The sequence below is a fragment of the Aeromonas sp. HMWF016 genome (assembly GCF_963878195.1).
GTDB classification, from domain to species: domain Bacteria; phylum Pseudomonadota; class Gammaproteobacteria; order Enterobacterales; family Aeromonadaceae; genus Aeromonas; species Aeromonas lacus.
Map to the genome: position 1 here is coordinate 37,018 of NZ_CAWNWX010000007.1, position 18,271 is coordinate 55,288.

Annotated in this window: 24 protein-coding genes and 1 pseudogene; 6 read left to right on the forward strand and 19 right to left on the reverse strand. The window is 57.7% G+C overall.

What is annotated here, in order from left to right:
• Positions 1-15: 15 nt before the first annotated feature.
• The 9 genes and pseudogenes from AACS24_RS00860 to AACS24_RS00900 form a co-directional block, all read right to left on the reverse strand.
• Complete coding sequence (locus tag AACS24_RS00860) at positions 16-225, reverse strand: TraR/DksA family transcriptional regulator (RefSeq protein ID WP_042067759.1); 210 nt, start codon at positions 223-225, stop codon at positions 16-18.
• Between the two features lie 9 nt (positions 226-234).
• On the reverse strand, positions 235-690 hold the full coding sequence (locus AACS24_RS00865; RefSeq protein ID WP_108570475.1) for a phage protein: 456 nt from the start codon (positions 688-690) through the stop codon (positions 235-237).
• Between the two features lie 3 nt (positions 691-693).
• Positions 694-1,855: pseudogene (locus AACS24_RS00870) on the reverse strand (DUF2586 domain-containing protein).
• Positions 1,856-1,859: 4 nt separating this feature from the next.
• Entirely contained in the window at positions 1,860-2,546 is a 687-nt protein-coding gene (locus AACS24_RS00875) for a phage virion morphogenesis protein (protein ID WP_108570476.1), read from the reverse strand.
• Entirely contained in the window at positions 2,543-3,067 is a 525-nt protein-coding gene (locus tag AACS24_RS00880) for a phage tail protein (RefSeq protein ID WP_181364137.1), read from the reverse strand. The genes AACS24_RS00875 and AACS24_RS00880 overlap by 4 nt, the downstream gene beginning before the upstream one ends.
• On the reverse strand, positions 3,064-3,537 hold the full coding sequence (locus tag AACS24_RS00885) for a head completion/stabilization protein (RefSeq protein WP_108570478.1): 474 nt from the start codon (positions 3,535-3,537) through the stop codon (positions 3,064-3,066). Before AACS24_RS00885 ends, AACS24_RS00880 begins: the two co-directional genes overlap by 4 nt.
• Before the next feature lie 116 nt (positions 3,538-3,653).
• Positions 3,654-4,379 carry a phage terminase small subunit gene (locus tag AACS24_RS00890; RefSeq protein ID WP_108570479.1) on the reverse strand — a complete coding sequence of 242 codons (726 nt, stop codon included), beginning with the start codon at positions 4,377-4,379 and terminating at the stop codon, positions 3,654-3,656.
• 3 nt (positions 4,380-4,382) lie between these two features.
• Entirely contained in the window at positions 4,383-5,432 is a 1,050-nt protein-coding gene (locus tag AACS24_RS00895; RefSeq protein ID WP_108570480.1) for a phage major capsid protein, P2 family, read from the reverse strand.
• A gap of 9 nt (positions 5,433-5,441) precedes the next feature.
• Positions 5,442-6,314, reverse strand: coding sequence for a GPO family capsid scaffolding protein (locus tag AACS24_RS00900; RefSeq protein WP_108570481.1), 873 nt, complete (start codon positions 6,312-6,314; stop codon positions 5,442-5,444).
• A gap of 174 nt (positions 6,315-6,488) precedes the next feature.
• Here AACS24_RS00900 and AACS24_RS00905 point away from each other — a divergent pair, with 174 nt between their 5' ends.
• The 4 genes from AACS24_RS00905 to AACS24_RS00920 all read left to right on the forward strand — a co-directional run bounded on the left by AACS24_RS00905 (position 6,489) and on the right by AACS24_RS00920 (position 10,912).
• Positions 6,489-8,303: a terminase large subunit domain-containing protein gene (locus AACS24_RS00905; RefSeq protein ID WP_108570482.1), complete on the forward strand. Its 1,815-nt coding sequence runs from the start codon at positions 6,489-6,491 to the stop codon at positions 8,301-8,303.
• The gene (locus tag AACS24_RS00910) at positions 8,300-9,313 is read left to right on the forward strand and encodes a phage portal protein (protein ID WP_108570483.1); all 1,014 of its coding nucleotides are present in this window, start codon (positions 8,300-8,302) and stop codon (positions 9,311-9,313) included. Before AACS24_RS00905 ends, AACS24_RS00910 begins: the two co-directional genes overlap by 4 nt.
• A 58-nt stretch (positions 9,314-9,371) precedes the next feature.
• A complete protein-coding gene (locus AACS24_RS00915; RefSeq protein WP_042067783.1) occupies positions 9,372-9,623 on the forward strand; it encodes an ogr/Delta-like zinc finger family protein in 252 nt (83 codons plus the stop codon).
• 218 nt (positions 9,624-9,841) lie between these two features.
• A complete protein-coding gene (locus AACS24_RS00920) occupies positions 9,842-10,912 on the forward strand; it encodes an acyltransferase family protein (RefSeq protein WP_108570484.1) in 1,071 nt (356 codons plus the stop codon).
• Between the two features lie 88 nt (positions 10,913-11,000).
• On the opposite strand, the gene AACS24_RS00925 is transcribed toward AACS24_RS00920, so the two are convergent.
• From AACS24_RS00925 to AACS24_RS00970, 10 genes are all read right to left on the reverse strand, one after another.
• The gene (locus AACS24_RS00925) at positions 11,001-13,262 is read right to left on the reverse strand and encodes a replication endonuclease (protein ID WP_108570485.1); all 2,262 of its coding nucleotides are present in this window, start codon (positions 13,260-13,262) and stop codon (positions 11,001-11,003) included.
• A gap of 3 nt (positions 13,263-13,265) precedes the next feature.
• Positions 13,266-13,511 (reverse strand): hypothetical protein, encoded by a 246-nt coding sequence (locus tag AACS24_RS00930; protein ID WP_108570486.1) that lies wholly within the window; start codon positions 13,509-13,511, stop codon positions 13,266-13,268.
• Positions 13,508-13,957 carry a hypothetical protein gene (locus tag AACS24_RS00935; protein WP_236553491.1) on the reverse strand — a complete coding sequence of 150 codons (450 nt, stop codon included), beginning with the start codon at positions 13,955-13,957 and terminating at the stop codon, positions 13,508-13,510. Before AACS24_RS00935 ends, AACS24_RS00930 begins: the two co-directional genes overlap by 4 nt.
• Complete coding sequence (locus AACS24_RS00940; protein WP_108570487.1) at positions 13,954-14,151, reverse strand: hypothetical protein; 198 nt, start codon at positions 14,149-14,151, stop codon at positions 13,954-13,956. The genes AACS24_RS00935 and AACS24_RS00940 overlap by 4 nt, the downstream gene beginning before the upstream one ends.
• Positions 14,148-14,408: a helix-turn-helix domain-containing protein gene (locus tag AACS24_RS00945; protein WP_108570488.1), complete on the reverse strand. Its 261-nt coding sequence runs from the start codon at positions 14,406-14,408 to the stop codon at positions 14,148-14,150. The genes AACS24_RS00940 and AACS24_RS00945 overlap by 4 nt, the downstream gene beginning before the upstream one ends.
• 2 nt (positions 14,409-14,410) lie before the next feature.
• The gene (locus tag AACS24_RS00950) at positions 14,411-14,599 is read right to left on the reverse strand and encodes a hypothetical protein (protein WP_041204794.1); all 189 of its coding nucleotides are present in this window, start codon (positions 14,597-14,599) and stop codon (positions 14,411-14,413) included.
• Positions 14,600-14,665: 66 nt separating this feature from the next.
• A complete protein-coding gene (locus AACS24_RS00955) occupies positions 14,666-15,124 on the reverse strand; it encodes a hypothetical protein (protein WP_065402397.1) in 459 nt (152 codons plus the stop codon).
• A 10-nt stretch (positions 15,125-15,134) separates the two neighbouring features.
• Positions 15,135-15,644 (reverse strand): phage regulatory CII family protein, encoded by a 510-nt coding sequence (locus AACS24_RS00960; protein ID WP_108570489.1) that lies wholly within the window; start codon positions 15,642-15,644, stop codon positions 15,135-15,137.
• Between the two features lie 37 nt (positions 15,645-15,681).
• Positions 15,682-15,951: a DNA-binding protein gene (locus AACS24_RS00965; RefSeq protein WP_108570490.1), complete on the reverse strand. Its 270-nt coding sequence runs from the start codon at positions 15,949-15,951 to the stop codon at positions 15,682-15,684.
• A 21-nt stretch (positions 15,952-15,972) separates the two neighbouring features.
• Positions 15,973-16,170, reverse strand: coding sequence for a Cro/CI family transcriptional regulator (locus AACS24_RS00970; protein WP_108570491.1), 198 nt, complete (start codon positions 16,168-16,170; stop codon positions 15,973-15,975).
• 121 nt (positions 16,171-16,291) lie between these two features.
• Between AACS24_RS00970 and AACS24_RS00975 the strand changes: the two genes are divergently transcribed.
• Complete coding sequence (locus AACS24_RS00975; RefSeq protein WP_108570492.1) at positions 16,292-16,990, forward strand: LexA family protein; 699 nt, start codon at positions 16,292-16,294, stop codon at positions 16,988-16,990.
• A 186-nt stretch (positions 16,991-17,176) separates the two neighbouring features.
• Positions 17,177-17,992, forward strand: a complete 816-nt coding sequence (locus AACS24_RS00980) for a ubiquinol-cytochrome C chaperone family protein (RefSeq protein ID WP_108570493.1) — start codon at positions 17,177-17,179, stop codon at positions 17,990-17,992.
• Positions 17,993-18,271 lie beyond the last annotated feature (279 nt).

An 18,271-nucleotide genomic window follows, 5' to 3' on the forward strand; every position in this document is an offset into this window, starting at 1 on the left:
CATATCCCGTTCTCGTTATTGCCCGCGTCGCTCGGCGCGGCTCTGGCAGGGGACACACAGCCGCACCCCCGGCACATGTTGACGGCGTGCTGCCGGGATGGGGTCGTCGCACTCTTCGCAGTGGTGGCGGCTCTCCCCCTGGTAGCGCCCTTTGCCCACCTGGTTGGCCAGATGCACGGCCAGCATTCGGGCGGCGTGGCTGTTTGCGCGGTCGATATCGTCCACCTGGCCTCCTTACCCTTTGAGGTGGCGAGTGTCGTCATCTGAGAGGTACGGCACGCCATTGATGTGAACGAAATCGGGGGAGGTGACGATGCCCTTGAGCTTGTGCACTCCCTTGCTGCCCCCCTTGGGGTCGATGTCGAGCAGGTCGGCGATCTGCAGCTTCACGCCGAAGGCCTCCACCTTCATGGTTTCGTCGCCGGTGTCGGCGTAGAACAGCACATCGTCCGGTTTCAGCCCGCGCCAGCTGCCGGCCCGTTTGGCGGCATCGCTCAGCAGCTTGAAGTTCTTGGCATCGAGCTCGAACTCGCACTCGGCCGATACCTCACCATCCACAAAGCCGTCAGGAATGCCGCGGGTTTGCGCCACGGCGCTGCTGTCGGTGATAGTGAGGCTGGCCTTCTCGACGTGAACCATGGTGCCCAGCAGTTCAATGTCGAAGCTCTGCCCTGAAATGCGTCTGGTCATGGGTTAGCCCTCCCCATTGGTGAGGCTCAGATCGAGCATGATGTTGATGGTGATCCCCTTGGGGCAGTCCACAGTGCGGATCACCACGTAGATGGAGACGTGGTTTTTGTCGGTCCACTGGACAGCGATATCGCCATCCTGGGGGGAGGTGATCTCGCCCGGGAACGGCTGGCCGTTGATGGTGGTGGTCCTGGCCATCTCGCGCAGGTCTTTGCCAAAGTAAAGAATGGCGGCGGCCGTGCTGCCCGGAGTGGAGTTGAACGAACGATCGCCGATGCGGGCGATGGCGCGGACCCGCATCCGGCGCGCCACCTTGTAGGCCATCCGCAGGTTTTCGATCACCTGGTAGTCACCGCCCTCGGCGTCCAGGGTGCGGCCGTCGGCCCAGTAGATGCCGTCATAGTCCGGGTACCACATCGGCCCAGTAGATGCCGTCATAGTCCGGGTACCACATCGGCACCGAGAAGCGGTTCTGCTCCAGGGTCTGCAGGGTGGCCAGCGGTAGCTCGATCCCGTCCTTGTCTTTGGGCTTGTTGCCAAGGCCGACCAGGGCGCCGGTTTTAACCCGGCACGGGGTATCGGCAATGCTCACCGCCCGGTTGCACAGGCGACCGGCATAGGCGCCGGCGAGGTTTGGCCACAGCTGCGGCAGCAGGGTGACGGACTCTGCCTTGATGCCATCTTGCAGGGTGACCAGGGCCGCCTCGTAGTCGCTCCAGCTCTGGTCATCCTTCTCGGCGGCATTGATCCCCGCGACCGCCAGCAGCATGAACTGCCAGCGACCCCACTTGGCGATCAGCTCCTGGTTCAGCGCATGGGCGGCGTTGATCTTCGCCTCGTCCCACTCTTGCCCGAGCACCACCACCCCTTCAAAGGAATGGGTCTTCTGGGCCGCGCGCACCGCCTCTTGCCACTCCATATCGGTGGGCAGCACGAAGGCGGCGGCCGTCCAGTTCTGGCCGGCGTTGGCCATGGCTGCCTGCAGGTTGGTCTTGAGCGCGCAGGCGGGCTCGCCCAGCAGCTGGTCAAAGTCACTCTGGGTGTTAAGGGAAAGCAGTTTGCCGGTATTGCTTGGCGCCGTGCCGACAAACAGCAGGTGGCGTTCGACCTCGGTCACGGGCCCCTGCATCTGGTTCAAGTTGTTGATCTGTACATAAGGCCACATGGCGTTATTTCCCCTTCATCTCTTGCTTGTTGACGTCCCAGCCGTAGTCGATGCTCTGCAGGGCGCGGGCAAAGGCTTGCTCCCGTTGTTTGGCGTTGGCACCGAGGAACGGGCGGGCAGGGAGCTCAATCTCCCAGCTCGCTTTCACCGGTTCATCCTTGAGCTTCCTGATGAGCAATCCCGCCTGGGCGTAGTTGAGATTGCCGGTGATCCAGCCAAGCGACGCCGAGCGGTATGACCCTTTGCGCGCCCCCGGGCGCTTGAAGCAGAGCTCGCGCAGCTTGCGGGCCTGCGCCTTGGTCGCGGGTTTGAGTTTGCCGCCCTCGCTGCTCGCTATGCGGCGCCGGCTGGCCGCGGTCACTTGGTAGGTGTGCCCCTTCTGGTGGGTGTTGGCGATGACCCCGGCGTGGGCGTTCATCGTCCCCCGTTTGAACCCGAGCTCGGCCACATCCTGGCTGGGGGCGTGGATCTCCAAGAGCTTGGGCAGGCTGCGCAGCATCTTGCGTTTGCCCCGCTTGCGCGGAGCCCAAGGCTTGCCGTTGGGATCTTGTTGCTGGCGCACATGACGGGCCGCCAGCTTTTTGAGCTCGGCCGCGGCGCGCCACACCAGGCGCTTGCGTTTCTGGGGCGGCAGGGCCAGCAGGTTGAGCTGGTCCTGGCTGCGGCGAGCGTCCAGGGTGATGGTGATCATGCCGGGTCACCTACCTGGTGATGGCCGGTGTCACCGACGTTCATGTCGATGTGGTCGGCCACCCAGATCTCATAGGGGGCAACCTGCCAGCGCTTGCCGAGCCAGTTGATGGGGCCGCTCGGGTGCTCGATAAGGCGCAGCGGCTCGGTAAAGGCGAGCTGGATCTCGAGATCGGCGCTCTTCTCATCGTTCGGGGTTACCGCGTATTCCGGGTCGGCCAGCTCAAACTGTTCACGAAACGAGTCGTGCTCCTGCACCCAGGCGGCCACCGCGGCCAACACGATGGCCGGATCCAGTTCACGAAAGGGCAGCTGCTCCACGATGAACACCGCCTGATAGGTGAGCCAGGCCACGTCTACGCCGGTCGGGCCCATGTTGCGGGATTCGAGCCGGATCGTTCCGTTCTCCATCCAGCTGTCGAGGGACTTGCGGCACTTGGCCGGCAACACCCGGTTGAGCTCGGCGTGGAGGGCGTGCAGGAAATAGCCCTGGGCCTGCTGTTCACTCATCTCTTTACTCATATCAACGACACCCCCGCCCGGTGTTTGCCCTTGATGCTGCGCACCAGTTGCTGACTTTCGGCCAGTAGTTGGGCCCGTTGCTCCGGTGCCCGCTCGGCCAGGTTGTTGGCGGCCGGCCGCTCGGTGACGCTGGCGAACTCCGGCAAGAGGGCCGCCTTGGCGCTGGCAAACACCGCGGCCAGATACTGCTCGGTCAGGGCATTACTGCCGGCGTTAGAGCCACCTTGCAGGCTTGGCCCCGGCACCTCGGCGGCGCAGGCATAGCCCTCGGCCATCAATGCGGCCTGGCGCATCGCCAACTGCAGGTTGATTTCCGAGATGGCCGCCAGCAGTGCGGCGCCGGTGGTTTGCGGGTCAAGGTCGGCAGGCAGGGCGCGACGGCGCTCAAAATCGGCCACGGCCACATCGGGCCAAAACCCGTCATTGCGGATAGTGGCGGCGCTGTAGTCGAACTCTTTGCCTGCAAACATCAGTGACCTCGCTGGTTGAATAGGTGCACCCCTGTAGCCACGCAATTGCCGCTGGGTTCGCCAGAGGCGGTCCATGGCATTCGCGCCGGGGTGCGACGGCGCGGAGAGACGGTTCGTTATTCGGGATTGAGCACCCGCAGGCGCATGGCAATCTTCTGGCGCAGGGTGTTGACCCCCACCTTGCTGTGCAGCTTCTCTGCCTGGGCCAGCCAGTGGTCGGCCTGCTCCAGCGTGGCGGAATCCCCCACGGCGCTCGGCCGCGGCTGGCCGTCCTGGTCACGTAGCAGCAGACAGCCCGCAGCCTTGAACCACTTGGCGGTGAGTCGCTCGTTGAGGCGCCAGTCACCCCGCACCTTGTCGAACACCCGGGAGAACCAGGGCTCGACGGCATGACCCTCGGCCGCTTGCTTCTCGGCCCACTCCAGCACGGTGTCGGCCACGAAGTGGGCCCAGTCTCGCTTGATGTTGCTCGGGGTGCGCTGGCCTTGAGCAATGGCAAGCTCGGCCCAGGCGATACCGGTGTCGAAATCCCCCACATCGAAGGCCCAGACGGTGAGCAGCTGAAACAGCTCGTTTTGATAGGGCTGGCCGGACTCACTGACTGCGGCCAGATAGCGCTCCACATAGGGGCGGTATTTGGGCATCAGCTCGCTGCGCTTCATGTTCACCCGGTCCCCGATGCGAGCCAGCTTGCGCAGCCGCACGATGTCCTGTTCCAGGGCAATCATCTGCAGGTGCAGGCTGTCCGCCACCGCACCGGTGGCCATGCCTGTGCAGGCGGCCTGCGCGGCCCCCTGCATGGCTTGCACCCGTTGCTTGTGGCGTTGACCCGGTGAGCTCATGGCTTACTCGCTCGGCGCAGTGGGGGCGGCACCGATCTCGATGTCGGCCTCTTCAAACCCGCCATAGGCCAGGTATTCGCCGATGGCATAGCCTTCCATCCGCCAGTACTGGTTATCGAAGCACTTCTTGTCCTGGTTATCGTCGGCCTTGCGCTTGCGGGTACCGCGCTGGGTGTAGATGTGCAGGTTGTCGAGGGTGGTCACCACCATCCGCTTGCCCGGGAAGAAGGGCGGGATGTAGGCCTTGCGCCCGGCGATGGATTCGGCCAGCTTCTGGGCGGCGATCTGCTCGGTCGGCTTGGTGGCTTCGCTGTAGAGCTTGGCCTGAGCCGAGGCCACCAGGTCGGTGCCGACCAGCACGACCAGACGCGGGTCCTGGCGAAACAGCGGATCGATGGTGGTGTTGATAAGGTCGGAGGCCATCTCGTCCAGGGTCTTGTAGTCCCCCTTGCCGTCCGGGTCGAAGTGGATCTTCTTGCCGGCCTCGGCCTTGATGATCTGGCTGCCTTCGTTCCACTCGCGGGCCAGCTGGTGCCAGCCTTTGTTAACGTCCTCGCCCAGCGGATGAGCTTTCGGGTCGGTGTCGTCAGCCGCTTCAACGCCGTTCCAACCGACGCGCAGCATGTCCAAGGCAAACGCCTTGTTGATGAAATCGCCCACCAGGCGCAGGAACTCGCCCTCGCTGCCGGCGTTGGCCCAGACGCACAGGGTCGCCCAGTCGAGCGAGGCACACGAATCGGTCTCGGTCAGCTCGTAGGTGTTGCCGGCGACGCCGATCTTGCCGTTGAAGCGGCCATCCTTCTTGCGGCCGGTGAACAGCTTGCCGATGCCCACTTGCACTACCTGGCCCTTGATCTGATCGACGTCGAGGCAGGTGATGAGGCCCAAGAACTCGACGGAGGCGAGCAGCGCGGCGCGCAGGCCGGTTTCCACCGGACCAGTGACGCTGAACTGTTTGGCCAACGCGTTGACGGGGATGCCGTAGGCCTTGGCCAGGGCATTGCTGTATTGCTCCAGGCGCTGTATGGCCTGGACGGTAAGGGTCTGGCTCACGGTCGCTCCTTAATAGACTGCGGGGGTATCGTCACCGCCGAGGGCGTCCGGGCGCTGGCCCGGCTTCTCGACAGAGAACTGGTCGATCTTGCTGTTCAGCTCGCCGAACTTGTCGGTCAGGCTGGCCAGGGTCTGTTCCAGCTTGCTGAACTGCTCGGTGGTGATGCCGGGTTGCTCCTCCACCTTTGCGGGCTCGGTGACCGGTTGGGTGGTGTCGTCGTTGGCCGGTTTGGCTTCCAGCTTTGCGCTGAAGGCATCGATCTTGGTGCCAAGGCCGTTAAGGGCCCCCAGCATCTGATCGAACTGTTCTGGTTTCATTTCCTCATCCTCGGGTTGGCTGGGGGCAGTCATGGGCGCTTGCTCGCCATGGCTGGCCAGGAAGCTGAAAAACTTGGCGATCAGGCCATCGGCCTTCTCGTGCTTGGGGAGCTTGAACGCGGAGAGATCCAGCTGTTCGCTGGTGCCGATGGTGTGGCGTCTGTGCTTGGAGTTGAACTTGAGGCGCGTGGTACCGATGCTTGCCGGCTCGTCAGTGACGCCGAGGCCAAACAGGTAGGTGCGCCCGGTGTCGGCGAAGTTCTCGAAGGGTTCGATGGAGCAGAACTGGTACTGGCCGTTCTGGTTGTAGTAGATGAGATCGCGATTCGGGCAGAGGATGGCGTACAGCTTGAGCTTGCCATCGACCTCCACGGTTTTGAGCGCCTGCACCACGCCGAAGTTTGACCAGCGATCGTGCTCCGGCCACAGCAAGGCCGTGTAGAAGTCGGGATCGTAGGTCTCGGCCATATCGGTGAGCCAGTCGCGGGTAATATCCCGCCCGTCCACCGATTTGCCTTCGGTGGCGATACAGACCCAATCTGTTCTCAAGGTTGTTGCGCTCATGCCTGCTCCCAATAGATGCGGGGTCAGGCTATCGGGTCGGCTAGGGGGTTTCATCCAGTTGTGTTCGTGGCGATTCGGATCCAGCGGGATATCCGAATTACGTGGAACATCAGTGAGATAAGCAAGGGGAGGGGCTGGCTATGATGGCGCCATCATTCACCTGATGGAGGCGCCGTGGCGTATCCCGAAGAGATCCGCAATGCCGCGCGGGGACTCTACCTTAAACGATGGACACCCCAGGAGATCAAGGACGAACTGGGGCTTAACTCCTGCCGCGTGGTCTACTTCTGGGCCGAGAAGTACGGCTGGCGTGACCTGCTGACCGAAGAGGCGGTGGAGGATGCTATTGCCCGTCGGGTGCAGTCGTTGCTCGGGCGAGAGAAGAAAACCAGCGCCGAGCTGGACGAACTGGACCGGCTTATCGGCCACCATGTCAGCCTCAAAGAGAAGGCCATCAAGTGGGCCGAGCGCCAGCAGGCCCTCAGAGCCCAAAGTGAAGGGGGAGAGGAACCCGCTCCACAGAGAACCCCACGCGGGCGCGGTGGCCAGGAGGGTGGCCGCAAGGGGAAGGGCGGTAAGAAGGGCAAGAACGAGGTCGGCCAACTGACGGAGGCAGACTTTGCCGAGTGGTTGGGCACCCTGTTTGGCTATCAGCTGCGTTGCAGGGAGGCCAAGAACGACCCGGCACTGCCGCGCACCCGCAATATCCTCAAATCCCGCCAGATCGGCATGACCTACTACTTCGCCGGCGAGGCGCTGGAAGATGCGGTACTGACCGGCGGCAACCAGATCTTCCTGTCAGCTACCCGCGCCCAGGCTGAGGTGTTTCGCTCCTACATCTGCAAGATTGCCCTGACTTTCCTCGGCGTCACCCTGACCGGTAACCCCATCGTCCTGTCGAACGGCGCCGAGCTGCATTTTTGCTCCACCAACTCCAACAGCGCCCAGTCCCGCTCCGGCAACGTCTACATCGACGAGTATTTCTGGATCCCCAATTTCGAGAAGCTCTCCGACGTGGCCAGCGCCATGGCGACCCAATCGCGCTGGCGCAAGACCTACTTCTCGACCCCGTCGAGCAAGGTTCACGAAGCGTACCGGTTCTGGACCGGGGATCGCTGGAAGGGCCAGCGCCCGAGCCGGGTGGCCATCGACTTCCCGGGCGAACATGACCTGCGTGATGGCGGCCACGTCTGCCCTGATCGGCAGTGGCGTTACGTCATCACCATCGAAGATGCCATTCGCCTCGGCTGTAACCTCATCGACATCGAGGAGCTCAAAGACGAGTACCCGGAGGAGGTGTTTGATCGCCTCTACATGTGCCGCTTTATCGACGATGCGTTGTCGGTGTTCAAGTTCCAGGACATGGAGCGGGCCGGGGTAGACCCCAGCCGCTGGGAGGACTACAAGCCCGGGCGGCCGGATCCGTTCGGCCGTCGCGAGGTGTGGATGGGCTACGACCCGAGCCGTACCCGCGACAACGCTACCCTGGTGGTGGCGCCGCCCATGGTGGCCGGTGAGCGCTTTCGGGTGCTCGAGAAGCACTACTGGCGCGGGCTTAACTTCCAGTACCAGGCGCAGGAGATTGAACGCATCGCCAAGAAGTTTCGGGTCACGTATCTGGGGGTCGATGTCTCCGGCATCGGTGCCGGGGTCTATGACCTCTTGAAGCCCACCTTCAAAGGCATATGCCACCCCATCAACTACAGCATCGAAAGCAAATCGCGGCTGGTGCTCAAGATGATCGACGTGGTGGAGGCAAACCGCATCGAGTGGGACAGCGCGGATCGGGATATACCGCTGGCGTTCCTCGCTATCAAGCGCAGCACCACCGGCGGCGGCCAGATGACGTTTCGGGCCGCCCGGGACAATGTGACCGGTCACGCTGACGTGTTTTTTGCCATCGCCCACGCCGTGGCCAACGAGCCGCTCGATACCACCCGCAAACGTAAATCCACCTGGGCAACCAGCCAGGAGAGAAAGGCAGCATGACCAAGCGACACAAATCCCAACCAGCCCTGGCGACCGCCCCAACAAAGAGCGCGGTGGAGTTCAGCATGCCGGAGGCCATCGATCCCACGGCCTGGATGACCGATTACACCGGGGTGTTTTACAACCCCTATGGCGAGTATTACCAGCCGCCCATCGAGCGCAAAGGGCTGGCCAAGGTGGTGCGGGCCAATGCCCACCACGGGGCCATCCTGATGGCGCGCCGCAACATGGTGGCAGGACGCTTCACCAACCAGCGCACCACGGTCACCGCCTTTGCCCATAACTACCTGCAGTTCGGGGACGCGGGCTTGCTCAAGCTGCGCAATGGGTTTAACCAGGTAGTGGGGCTGCTGCCGCTCTCCAGCGTCTACCTGCGCCGGCGGGAAGATGGCTGCTTTGTCTATCTGCAGCAGGGCAAGCCGAACCTGATTTACCGACCGGAGGATGTCATCTGGCTGGCCCAGTACGATCCCGAGCAGCAGATCTACGGCATGCCCGACTATCTGGGCGGCCTGCAGTCGGCGCTGCTCAACCAGGATGCCACCCTGTTTCGGCGCAAATACTTCCTCAACGGCGCCCACATGGGCTTCATCTTTTACGCCACCGACCCGAACATGGACGACGACACTGAGGAGGAGATGAAGGAGATGATCGCCAGCAGCAAGGGGGTGGGGAATTTCCGCTCCATGTTCGTCAACATCCCGGACGGCAAGCCCGATGGCATCAAGCTGATCCCGGTGGGGGATATCGCCACCAAGGACGAGTTCGCGGCCATCAAGGGGATCACCGCCCAAGATGTACTGACCTCTCACCGTTTTCCGGCGGCGCTGGCGGGGATCATTCCGACCAATGGCGGGGGAGGGCTAGGAGACCCTGAGAAGTACGACGCCACCTATGCCCGCAACGAGGTGCTGCCGCTGTGCGAGCTTATCCAGGATGCCATCAACAGCGCGGGACTCCCTCGTTCCCTCTGGGTCGATTTTCGGGAGAATATCGGTTCAACTGTATAAACAAACAGTGTTTGCTATGGCAAGATAGGCTGTTGATTTGGATAGAAAAGGGGGCGTAATGCGGGTTTATTGCAAAGTGTGTGGCCAGCGGGGCCGCATTACCAAGACCAACCGACTGAGCGATGATGTCTCGGATCTCTACTGCCAGTGCACTGATGCAGAGTGTGGCCACAGCTGGGTGGCCACTTTGTCGTTCGCCCACACCCTAAGCCCCTCGGCCAAAACCACCAACCAGCTGGTACTGAGCTTGATGGGTTCGCTGACACCAGAAGGTCGGCAGCTGGTACTGAAAGGACTGGGGGCGCAATAGCGCCCACAGATAATCTGCCGCAACTCATATGCCTCTATCGAGTCATGTCTTCTCATTGATGAGTAATAGCCGTTCACTCATCTCCGTGAGCCTGTATGAATATAATATATGGCTACATAAAGTAAAAAGAGTGTATAATATGCGCAAAATATTAAATCTGCAGTAAAACCTACAGTTTATTGGATGGTTTTCGTGCGTTGTGTAATTCAGGGGCTAAATTGGAAAGAAAACTATCTAGAAGCAACTCTTCAATATTAGACTTAATTAGAGGTATATCTGCTCAGTTGGTAGTGATAGGCCATGGAATTTCATTTTGTGGAGTTGCATTAAAATTTCATCAACCCAACTTTCCGTGGGTGCAAAATATTGCTGTCGTTATATTTTTCATTCTCTCTGGGTTTGTTATCTCATACAGCTTAGGTCGAAAGTCATATCGAGATGATTATAGTTTCTCTCACTACTTTGTTGATAGGTTTGTTAGAATATATACGTCATTTATTCCAGTTCTTATTTTCATTGTTGTGATTGATTTTTTTAGTAAGTCAATTAATGGTTCCTTATATGCTTACAATGAGGCATTTAATGTAAAAACATTTATATCTAATGTTTTTATGCTCCAAGATTATCCGTTTATAAATTTTGTGACCAGTTTCGGTTCTGCTAGGCCGCTATGGACAGTTGCAATTGAGTGGTGGATATATCTTTTTGTTGGCGCACTTTTTTTTACTTTAAAAAATAAAAGCAAGAATGCTTTCGTCTATTTTTTTATTGTGTTTTTGTCAATTGTACCAATGTATAATTTAATTGGTGGAAGAGGCAATGGGTTGACCTTGTACTGGGTCTATGGTGTGATGATTTACTACATATTTGAACGTGCGATATTAAAAAGCGTCAGTGTTATAAGTATGTTTATAATGATGATTGCTCTTGTGGTAATGGCCTGTTACAGGGTGATGAGTGATCTGCAAGAATATGATTATTTGTTTGCTTTGTATATTGCTGGTGTGATTGTTTTGCTTGTTGAGATTTCTACAAGGTTTAACTTCAATGCTATTGTAGTACGAGTATCTACATTTTTAGCAAGCTATTCGTATTCTTTATATTTGATCCACTATTCAATATTTGATTTTCTAGTGACTCGCTATGGTGGTGGTTACACTGTATTCTTTACTGCATTTATTTTTTCCAATGTTGTTTCATATTTTTTTGCTATGCTATTTGAAATATATTTAACAAACAAAATAAAGAGAGGTATCTATAGCTTTTTTAACTGGAGATACATGGGATAATAATGATGTCAATTTTGAATGATACCTAAATTAGGTGAATAGGTATCGTTACCTAAGTAAGCCATCAAACCATTCATTCCCCCAGCCCCTAGTGACCGCTACTCTCGGGGCTTTCTTGCCGCCATTTTGGCGCATCCAGCCCCTCCAGCACCCGCCACATCTCTGACTGATAGGGCTGCGGCAGCATCTCGATCCAGCGGTGTGCCCCGGCGTGGCCTTGTGCCTGGTAGACCTCGCCGCACAACTCAATCAGCATTGGCCAGTCCTGGTCCCCTTCCGGTACCGCGTATTCATCCGGCGGGTTCTGTTCTAATCGCTCCAGGCCCTCAGGCTGCCAATCCGGCTCGCTTGGAAGTGATCTGCACGATTGCACCTGGCCGTTCTCCAGCCAGAGGGTGAAGCCGTCCGTGCTGACGCTGGCACCAGCCCTTAATCGCTCAATGGAAAAGGGCGATAACCCCCACTGTTCCCTCATGATCTGGTCTGCGAAGGCATCAGGAGCGGGCCGCGTACAGTTATTGTCAGAGCTCCAAGGTGCCGGGCTGTCGCCCGTCTTAACCCCAACCCCCCTCGCTGCTGCCTCGGCGGCTTTCCTGGCTTCATGGGTGCCGGCGGGCACAATCTCCCACCCTTGCAGGCGGGTCTTGATGCCAAGGCGAGCGGAGGTAAGGCCCATCAGGCGCTTGATGTCTTCGCCATAGCAGTTGGCCTGCTCCTCAATAAGGTGGGCCAGCTTGATGGGGTGTTCGGCACGGGTTGCCAGTGCGCCGCCCATGGCGTGCAGATAGCAGCGAAAGATGCCGTTATCTGCGGCAAAGCGGGCGGCCTCAAAGCGCGGGTCTTGCAGCACTGGCTTGGGTGGGCCAACCAGATCGGCATGCTTCTTGGCGTTGCTGATGCGGCGCAGCTCGCGCCATACTCCCACCGGGGCACCTCCGATCTGCTGGAAGGTACGAATGCCCCACCAACTGGCCCAGGCCACGGCATGCAGGGCACCCTCATCGGCGGCGGTGCCAGCCTCTTCGTCATCGTCCAGGTAGGCGCCGTCGATGTTCTTGGCAATGTATTTGGCGATATAGCCCGCAGCATCCCCCTTGGCCGGGTCTATCTCTTTCCAGTCAAAGCGGGGAGTAAAGTCGGTAAAGGGTGGGGCACCCTTGATATCCCGTACCAGCTCGTCGTGGTCGTCGGTCAGGGCATAGCGTTGCAGGATGCCGATCACCCGGTTGCGATCTTCCGGGCGCATAAATAGCAGCAGGTGCCAGTGCGGGGTGCCGTCGTGGTGAGCCTCGCACACGCGAAATCCATAAACGGGGGCGTTCCACCGTTTGAGGGCAGCTCTGGCGCGGCTCCAGAGTTTGGCCAGATAGGCGCAGGTTTCCCGCGGCGTGGCCCCTTGATATCGTTTGTTCTCTACCGCTTTGCCGTTGTGTTTTTGTGTCCAGGCATGAAAACGGCTCGGCGCAGTCCAGGTGAAGAAGACCCCTACATGACCCTGCTCTTCGGCATAGTCATTGAACCCCCGAGCACGCACCATCATTTCGTTGCGGCGGTTCACTGGGTTGGCGTTGCTGGCCTCCCAGCAATCCTTCATCGACACGACCAGGTCATACTGCTCGTTGACCACTTCCGACTCGGCCAGCCAGCGCATCATGGCCCGCTTGCGTTCGCGCACCACCTTCATGGTGGCGTTCGATATATAAGCCGACACCCCCTTGCGCACCTTGCCGAGCAGAATGTTGATCTGCTCCTGCAGCCGATCCCAGCAGCGGCTGACGCGCTTCTCCCACCACTTGGCAGAGAGCAGGCGCACCAGCACGCTCAGGATCCAGTTATCCCGCACCTCGTCGGATTTGAACTTGGGCATCTTGCCGATAAAGCCCCACTGATCGGCCGGCTGGCGCATCAGGGCCCAGGTCCGCAGCAGATCCGGCTCGGCTCCGTCTTTAATGCCCTGTTCGATGTTCTTGTAAATAGCTGCGGTCTGGTTGGCGAACTGGTGGGCTACCTTCTTGCGGCCGTCTTCATCGCGCATCTCCCTTGGGTTGACCGGTATGGAGTGGAGCAACTGGCGCACCCAGCGGGTTCGCTCACGCAGCCAGATATTGGCCGCTCGGCAATGGGTGAAGCTGCAATCCTTGCGGCGCCGTGCGTACTGCTTGAACAGGTCGCGGGTTAACTCGGGGGAGAGGCCATCGAGCAGCTGGATGGCCCAGAGTAGATCGTATTGGCCGCGTGGGCCGCCGAAAACGGCGTCAAAGTTGACGCCGGGCAGAGAGTTGCAAAGGGTGTTGACGCGCTGCAGCTGTGCTTTTCTCGACAGCGGCAGCCGGGTGGTGAGCTTGGTCATGCGTTAAGCGGATAACGTCTTGATGCGAAACAGGCATCCACTGATGCGCTGCTGGGCATGGTTTTTCATTCGCCGAGCGGCCGCGCACTGACGCAGCAACAGCTTGATGCTGACGTGGGGGCGGGCAGGTAGCCGGCGCGCATGGGCCAGCTCCCGTTGATAAAGACGCAGCCGTGCTGCGTCTTCCCGATAGGTCTCTTGCCAGCGATGCATCTGGCTGGTCAGTTCCTGCTGCAGGTGATGAGTCACTTGATCACCTCACCTTGTCCATGCAGTGGCGCGCACTCGTGCCACCACTCGCCGATCTCTTTGGCCAGCGCGGTTGCACCCTGGCCGAGGGCCAGCCAATAGACAGAGCGCACCGCACCGAGTGCCAGCAGCTCCCGGGGGATATCCCGATCGCCTCTGGCCTCACCGCCGGCGGCGATAAACTCGGCGCGGGCTGCCAGCCAGTGGGTGGTCAGCGGGTTGTGTGCGGGGAGTGCGGCCGCCTCTTCATCGTCCTCGTCGCCGTCATCATCGAGCAAATCAGCCGGGTTGCTGGTCGCAACCAACTGCAGCTGGATGTACTGCTGGCCGGAGTAAACCCCGCCCAGGGCGATGCGGTTATCTTCTGCATTGGCGGCGAACATATCGGCCAGCAGCCCCTCGACCACTTTGGGCGCCTGGCGGGCAATCTTGATGATGTCGCTCATTGGCAGGCCCTCCGGTTGATGCTGAGAAATAGCTGATGCCAGCGCAGGGCACGCTTTGCCTGGGCTAACAAGGTTTTACCCTCCGTTCCCCTGAGACATGAGGAGTGGCGGGCTTTGGCGGTGAGCCGCTGGCGCAGGCGCGGCAACTCGGCCAGCGCCTCCTGCTCGGATATGGGATGGAAGATCTTGCTCATGCCTGCACCTCCGGCGTGGCGATACCGGTCAGCAACCAAGCGAGATGGCGTTTCAGCTCCGGGTGGTTGGCGATCAGCAGGAACAGGCCACCCCCGATCTCGCGGTATCCCAGTTCGTAGTTCTTGAGCGTGGTGGGCGGAATGCCGAGCTGGGCGGCAAACTTCGGACGGCTTAGCCTCAACTGTTCCCGCAACTGGCGCAGGCGCTTGGCGGCATGGTGGTTGAGCAGGTTGATTTGGGTTGGTTGTGCATTCATGGTCAGGCTCCTTGTTGAGTGGTGCAGGGGTTGATGCGGCTGAACAGAGAAGCCCAAGCCAGTGCGGTTGACCGCTCCATAAGCGCAACCCCGTCCGGGTGTTGGCTAAGACGGGCGCCATAGCGGCCCGTCAGCTTGCGTTGTTGGATGCGAAGGTTGCGCAGGGCGCAGGGGATCGCTAAAGTTGCCATGTCGACTTCCTCATGCGTTGTTGATAGAGGCCCGCTTGGAGTTGCCGCTCCGTAATGCGGGCTTTTTTATTGCCCAATTGGTCGTGGGCCTTGCCCGGTCATCTGGCTTGCTGCCAGCACCGCGCGTTTCATGCGCAGCTTTGCTGCTCTCTCTTTTTTCTCCCTCTCGATATCCCTGATAGATCTGGTGACCGGTGCCGGGTGCCACACCTTGGTGTCACAGCCGCCGCGAAATTCGCTTTGGTACTCCAGTGCAATCACCGCAAGGCGGATCGCTTCACGCTGCGCATGCGGCAGTGCCGACAGCGTGGCGCTCATCAGTTCGCCCCGAGGCTGGCGGGCGATGGCACAGATGGCCGCTTTCTTGGCCTGGCCCAGTGCCAGCCAGTCGGTGTCGAGGCTCGAGCGCTTCTTGCCGAACATCTCGCGCAGCAACATGCAGCCGGCGGTGTTCATGGCCACCTGTTCCTCTGGCGTCAGGCCAGCCAGATTGCGTTGTTGATGGTCAATGCGTTGGGTTTGCATGGGTTCCCCCTTACATGGTCATGGTTTGCATCAGGATGTCTGACGCACAGGCCAGGGTCGGCACCGCCTGAAAGCGGGCCTCAATGTCGTGGATCAGGATGGCGAGTGACCCCATGGCCGAGGTGGCCACGTTCACCAGGGTGTTGCGCTCGGAGCGGGTGATCCGGCCGCGGTCGGTCAGCTCCAGCGCCCGCTGGCCAATGCTGGCGATCTTGGCGTTCAGGTCGATAGCCTGATGGGGCAGGGAAGGGGCCCGCTCTGCCTTGGGAATAGCCACGGCAGTCAAACCACAAACAAACAGGGCGCCATCGAACAGGGTTTCATCCCCCTCACTTGCCTCGGTGATGGCAATCAACTCGGCCACCGTCAGCTCGTGAGGTTGGTCGGGGTTTAACTTGTTGCGCAGGAGCTGCGGATTCATGCCAGTTCGCTGTGCGAGCTCGGCCATGTTGTGACTGGCCGCAAAGCGTTGGCATGCGCTGATCCAGTGCGGATGTTTGCTGGCGTATTCGGTAAACATGCGAGGTTCTCCTTGACCCGTTATGGTGTTTGCAGGTTCACGCGAGCGTCATGGTGACGTAGCGCTCAGCCTGATAACGGGCTTTCAGGAACAGGGCATAAAGATTGACCTCGCGAGGTGCTCCCGGGCCGTCTTGCAAAATGGGCAACTGGCCGCGGTCGGCACGCTTTTTGACCGCTTCCAGGCTAATACCTTGGCGGTCGGCGTACTCCTTCAGGCTTTCACTGACGCGATTACCAAAGGGGTAATCAAGCGGTAGCTGGCTCACATCACTGGGGATGCGGATAGGTTTGATTCGAGTAGTCATGATGAATCCTTCTTAGGGGGTTCAAACACAGGGGGTGGGTTGTTGCGGGGTGCTGCGCGGGTCGGCCTTTAACTTGCCGCCGGTCAGGACTTCGATTTGGTAGGCCAGGCCTTTGGGAATGGTGTTATCCCATTTGCTAACCGCTACATGGGAGATCCCAAGAGCCCTGGCTGTTGCCGTTACGGTGCCAAAGTGCTCTAAGACAGTACTTTTCTGCATTATTTCGCCCTCTCTTTTTCGTTACCTAAGTGTCGATAAGATTGAAAGGTAACTTATGGGTCGGGTTCAAATCAAGCTGTTTAGTTGCTTTAGTTACGTCACCGAGTGGTAACTTAGGTTTATGGAAACAATCAATGACCGTATTGCAGCACGCAGGCGTGCGCAGAAAATGAGCCAAGATGAGCTTGCAAGGCGCATCGGGATTACCCGTGTCTCAATTAGCAAGTGGGAATCTGGACTTAACCAGCCGAAAGGCCGCTATCTCAATGACTTGGCAGCAGCGCTGGGGGTAACCGTTGAGTGGCTTTTGACGGGGGAGGGGAGTGCTCCTGAATCATCAGGGGAGCCACGGATACCTGGTTATCACAACGTAGAACCAGCAGTGATTTATCAGGGCAAACGGATCCCGATTCTGAGCTATGTCCAAGCGGGCAACTGGCGTGAGATGTGCGAGCAGGCCACTGCCTTCGATGGCAATGTCGAATATGTATCGGCAGGAGGCGAGATCGGCCCCTACGGATTTGGCCTTTGGTTACGTGGTGACTCCATGGTGCCGCTATTCAAGGAAGGAGACCTCATCATCGTGGACCCTGACGAGTCACCCCTGCCAGGGGATTATGTCGTGGCCAAGAACGGCAGCAACGAGGCCACGTTCAAAAAGTACCGGCCCCGCGGCATCGATGAGAGCGGCCAAGAAGTATTTGAGCTGGTCCCCCTCAATGAGGATTACCCCACCATGCACTCCGACCGACAGCACATCCAGATCATCGGCGTGATGGTAGAACACCGATCATATAGAAAAAGAAAAGTAGGGAGTTAACCAAACGCCTTTAAAAAATAAGTTCTAGCACGATATATAATTTCGTGATTAATGACATGTGCGCATTTTTGATATGTTCTGATACGTATAAGATCTGCGCGTAAAAATGAAAGCAAGCGGCGTTCACATAAGATAAATAGCGCCAAAATATATTTAACAATAGAACCTGATGATATAGGTGCCTTTATGGGTATGGTTTACGATAAAGATTTGTTATTCATGGCGGATTTTACTGACAGGGAAACTCTATGGGAATTGCGTAAATTTCTTACATGGGATCCTAATGATGGGCGAAAGCGCATTATGTCCAACTTGGATGAAAATATAGAAAAAAATTCTAATCCATATTGGCAATGTATTGCTGAAGAGCTCCAATGTTACGGTGGAAATAGTATCGCCAATGCTTGGCGTGGTCATGGAGTTCCGTATCGTGAGGTGCTTGAGGACTGTATGAAGAAACTCAAGATACCCTTCATTGAAGGAGAGAATATAGAAAGCATGGAAACAAAGTACATGATGCACTTCGTTATGATGTACATCAAGAACATGAATGAGAGCCAGCTACATGAGTTGGCAATGTCTCTTGAACTACAGGACCTTGATAACTTCAGTAGCACTTACTATACAAACCCTTCATTGTGGTACGATATTATCACTATTGTATTTCGTCGTGGTGGTTTTAAAAGTTATCAAATGACCTTGCACATTATAAATTATGTGTGGAAAATGATTTTTGGTAAAGGATTAACCATCGGTACCAATGCAATGATTGCAAAAGTATTGGGTGTAATTACGGGGCCTGTTGGCTGGACAGTGAGTGCGGCATTAACAGCAAAAGATATTGCTGACCCAGCAATGCGCGTTACCATTCCCGCCTGCATATTAGTAGCGCAAGCTCGTATGATTCATAAAGATAATTTTCCAGAAAAATACCAGGAAGTAGAAGTTAACACACCGGGTATGTTATCAGGTTCAACTCTTAAATTGGTAGGTTTATTTTAATTTAGTGTGGCCCTGCCATGATGGTGGGGTTTACATTATCTTACTTAAAACTTATGTGTCGAATGCCAAAAAATATTTTTAATGGCTTGTTATGTTGATAAAATGGCAAGCTAACTTTATAGCTACATGTAAAATCAATTTTCCTTTGCGGCTGAACTTGTTATTAATAAATTAATTTAGAATTATTTGATTTGAATGAGTATGGCGTCATTAATCGCACGCTGATGTTTTTTTTAAAACTATTTTCGTCTTAGCCTTAAGTGTTTAATAAGTATAAGC

Bases quoted from the DNA above. Each gene is read 5' to 3' on its own strand.
- AACS24_RS00880 (WP_181364137.1), bottom strand. From the start codon at position 3,067: ATGAGTAAAGAGATGAGTGAACAGCAGGCCCAGGGCTATTTCCTGCAC.
- AACS24_RS00945 (WP_108570488.1), bottom strand. From the start codon at position 14,408: ATGAATGCACAACCAACCCAAATCAACCTGCTCAACCACCATGCCGCC.
- AACS24_RS00890 (WP_108570479.1), bottom strand. From the start codon at position 4,379: ATGAGCTCACCGGGTCAACGCCACAAGCAACGGGTGCAAGCCATGCAG.
- AACS24_RS00980 (WP_108570493.1), top strand. From the start codon at position 17,177: ATGGGTATGGTTTACGATAAAGATTTGTTATTCATGGCGGATTTTACT.
- AACS24_RS00875 (WP_108570476.1), bottom strand. From the start codon at position 2,546: ATGATCACCATCACCCTGGACGCTCGCCGCAGCCAGGACCAGCTCAAC.
- AACS24_RS00960 (WP_108570489.1), bottom strand. From the start codon at position 15,644: ATGTTTACCGAATACGCCAGCAAACATCCGCACTGGATCAGCGCATGC.
- AACS24_RS00940 (WP_108570487.1), bottom strand. From the start codon at position 14,151: ATGAGCAAGATCTTCCATCCCATATCCGAGCAGGAGGCGCTGGCCGAG.
- AACS24_RS00970 (WP_108570491.1), bottom strand. From the start codon at position 16,170: ATGCAGAAAAGTACTGTCTTAGAGCACTTTGGCACCGTAACGGCAACA.
- AACS24_RS00935 (WP_236553491.1), bottom strand. From the start codon at position 13,957: ATGAGCGACATCATCAAGATTGCCCGCCAGGCGCCCAAAGTGGTCGAG.
- AACS24_RS00910 (WP_108570483.1), top strand. From the start codon at position 8,300: ATGACCAAGCGACACAAATCCCAACCAGCCCTGGCGACCGCCCCAACA.
- AACS24_RS00975 (WP_108570492.1), top strand. From the start codon at position 16,292: ATGGAAACAATCAATGACCGTATTGCAGCACGCAGGCGTGCGCAGAAA.
- AACS24_RS00885 (WP_108570478.1), bottom strand. From the start codon at position 3,537: ATGTTTGCAGGCAAAGAGTTCGACTACAGCGCCGCCACTATCCGCAAT.
- AACS24_RS00965 (WP_108570490.1), bottom strand. From the start codon at position 15,951: ATGACTACTCGAATCAAACCTATCCGCATCCCCAGTGATGTGAGCCAG.
- AACS24_RS00955 (WP_065402397.1), bottom strand. From the start codon at position 15,124: ATGCAAACCCAACGCATTGACCATCAACAACGCAATCTGGCTGGCCTG.
- AACS24_RS00865 (WP_108570475.1), bottom strand. From the start codon at position 690: ATGACCAGACGCATTTCAGGGCAGAGCTTCGACATTGAACTGCTGGGC.
- AACS24_RS00950 (WP_041204794.1), bottom strand. From the start codon at position 14,599: ATGGCAACTTTAGCGATCCCCTGCGCCCTGCGCAACCTTCGCATCCAA.
- AACS24_RS00900 (WP_108570481.1), bottom strand. From the start codon at position 6,314: ATGAGCGCAACAACCTTGAGAACAGATTGGGTCTGTATCGCCACCGAA.
- AACS24_RS00915 (WP_042067783.1), top strand. From the start codon at position 9,372: ATGCGGGTTTATTGCAAAGTGTGTGGCCAGCGGGGCCGCATTACCAAG.
- AACS24_RS00925 (WP_108570485.1), bottom strand. From the start codon at position 13,262: ATGACCAAGCTCACCACCCGGCTGCCGCTGTCGAGAAAAGCACAGCTG.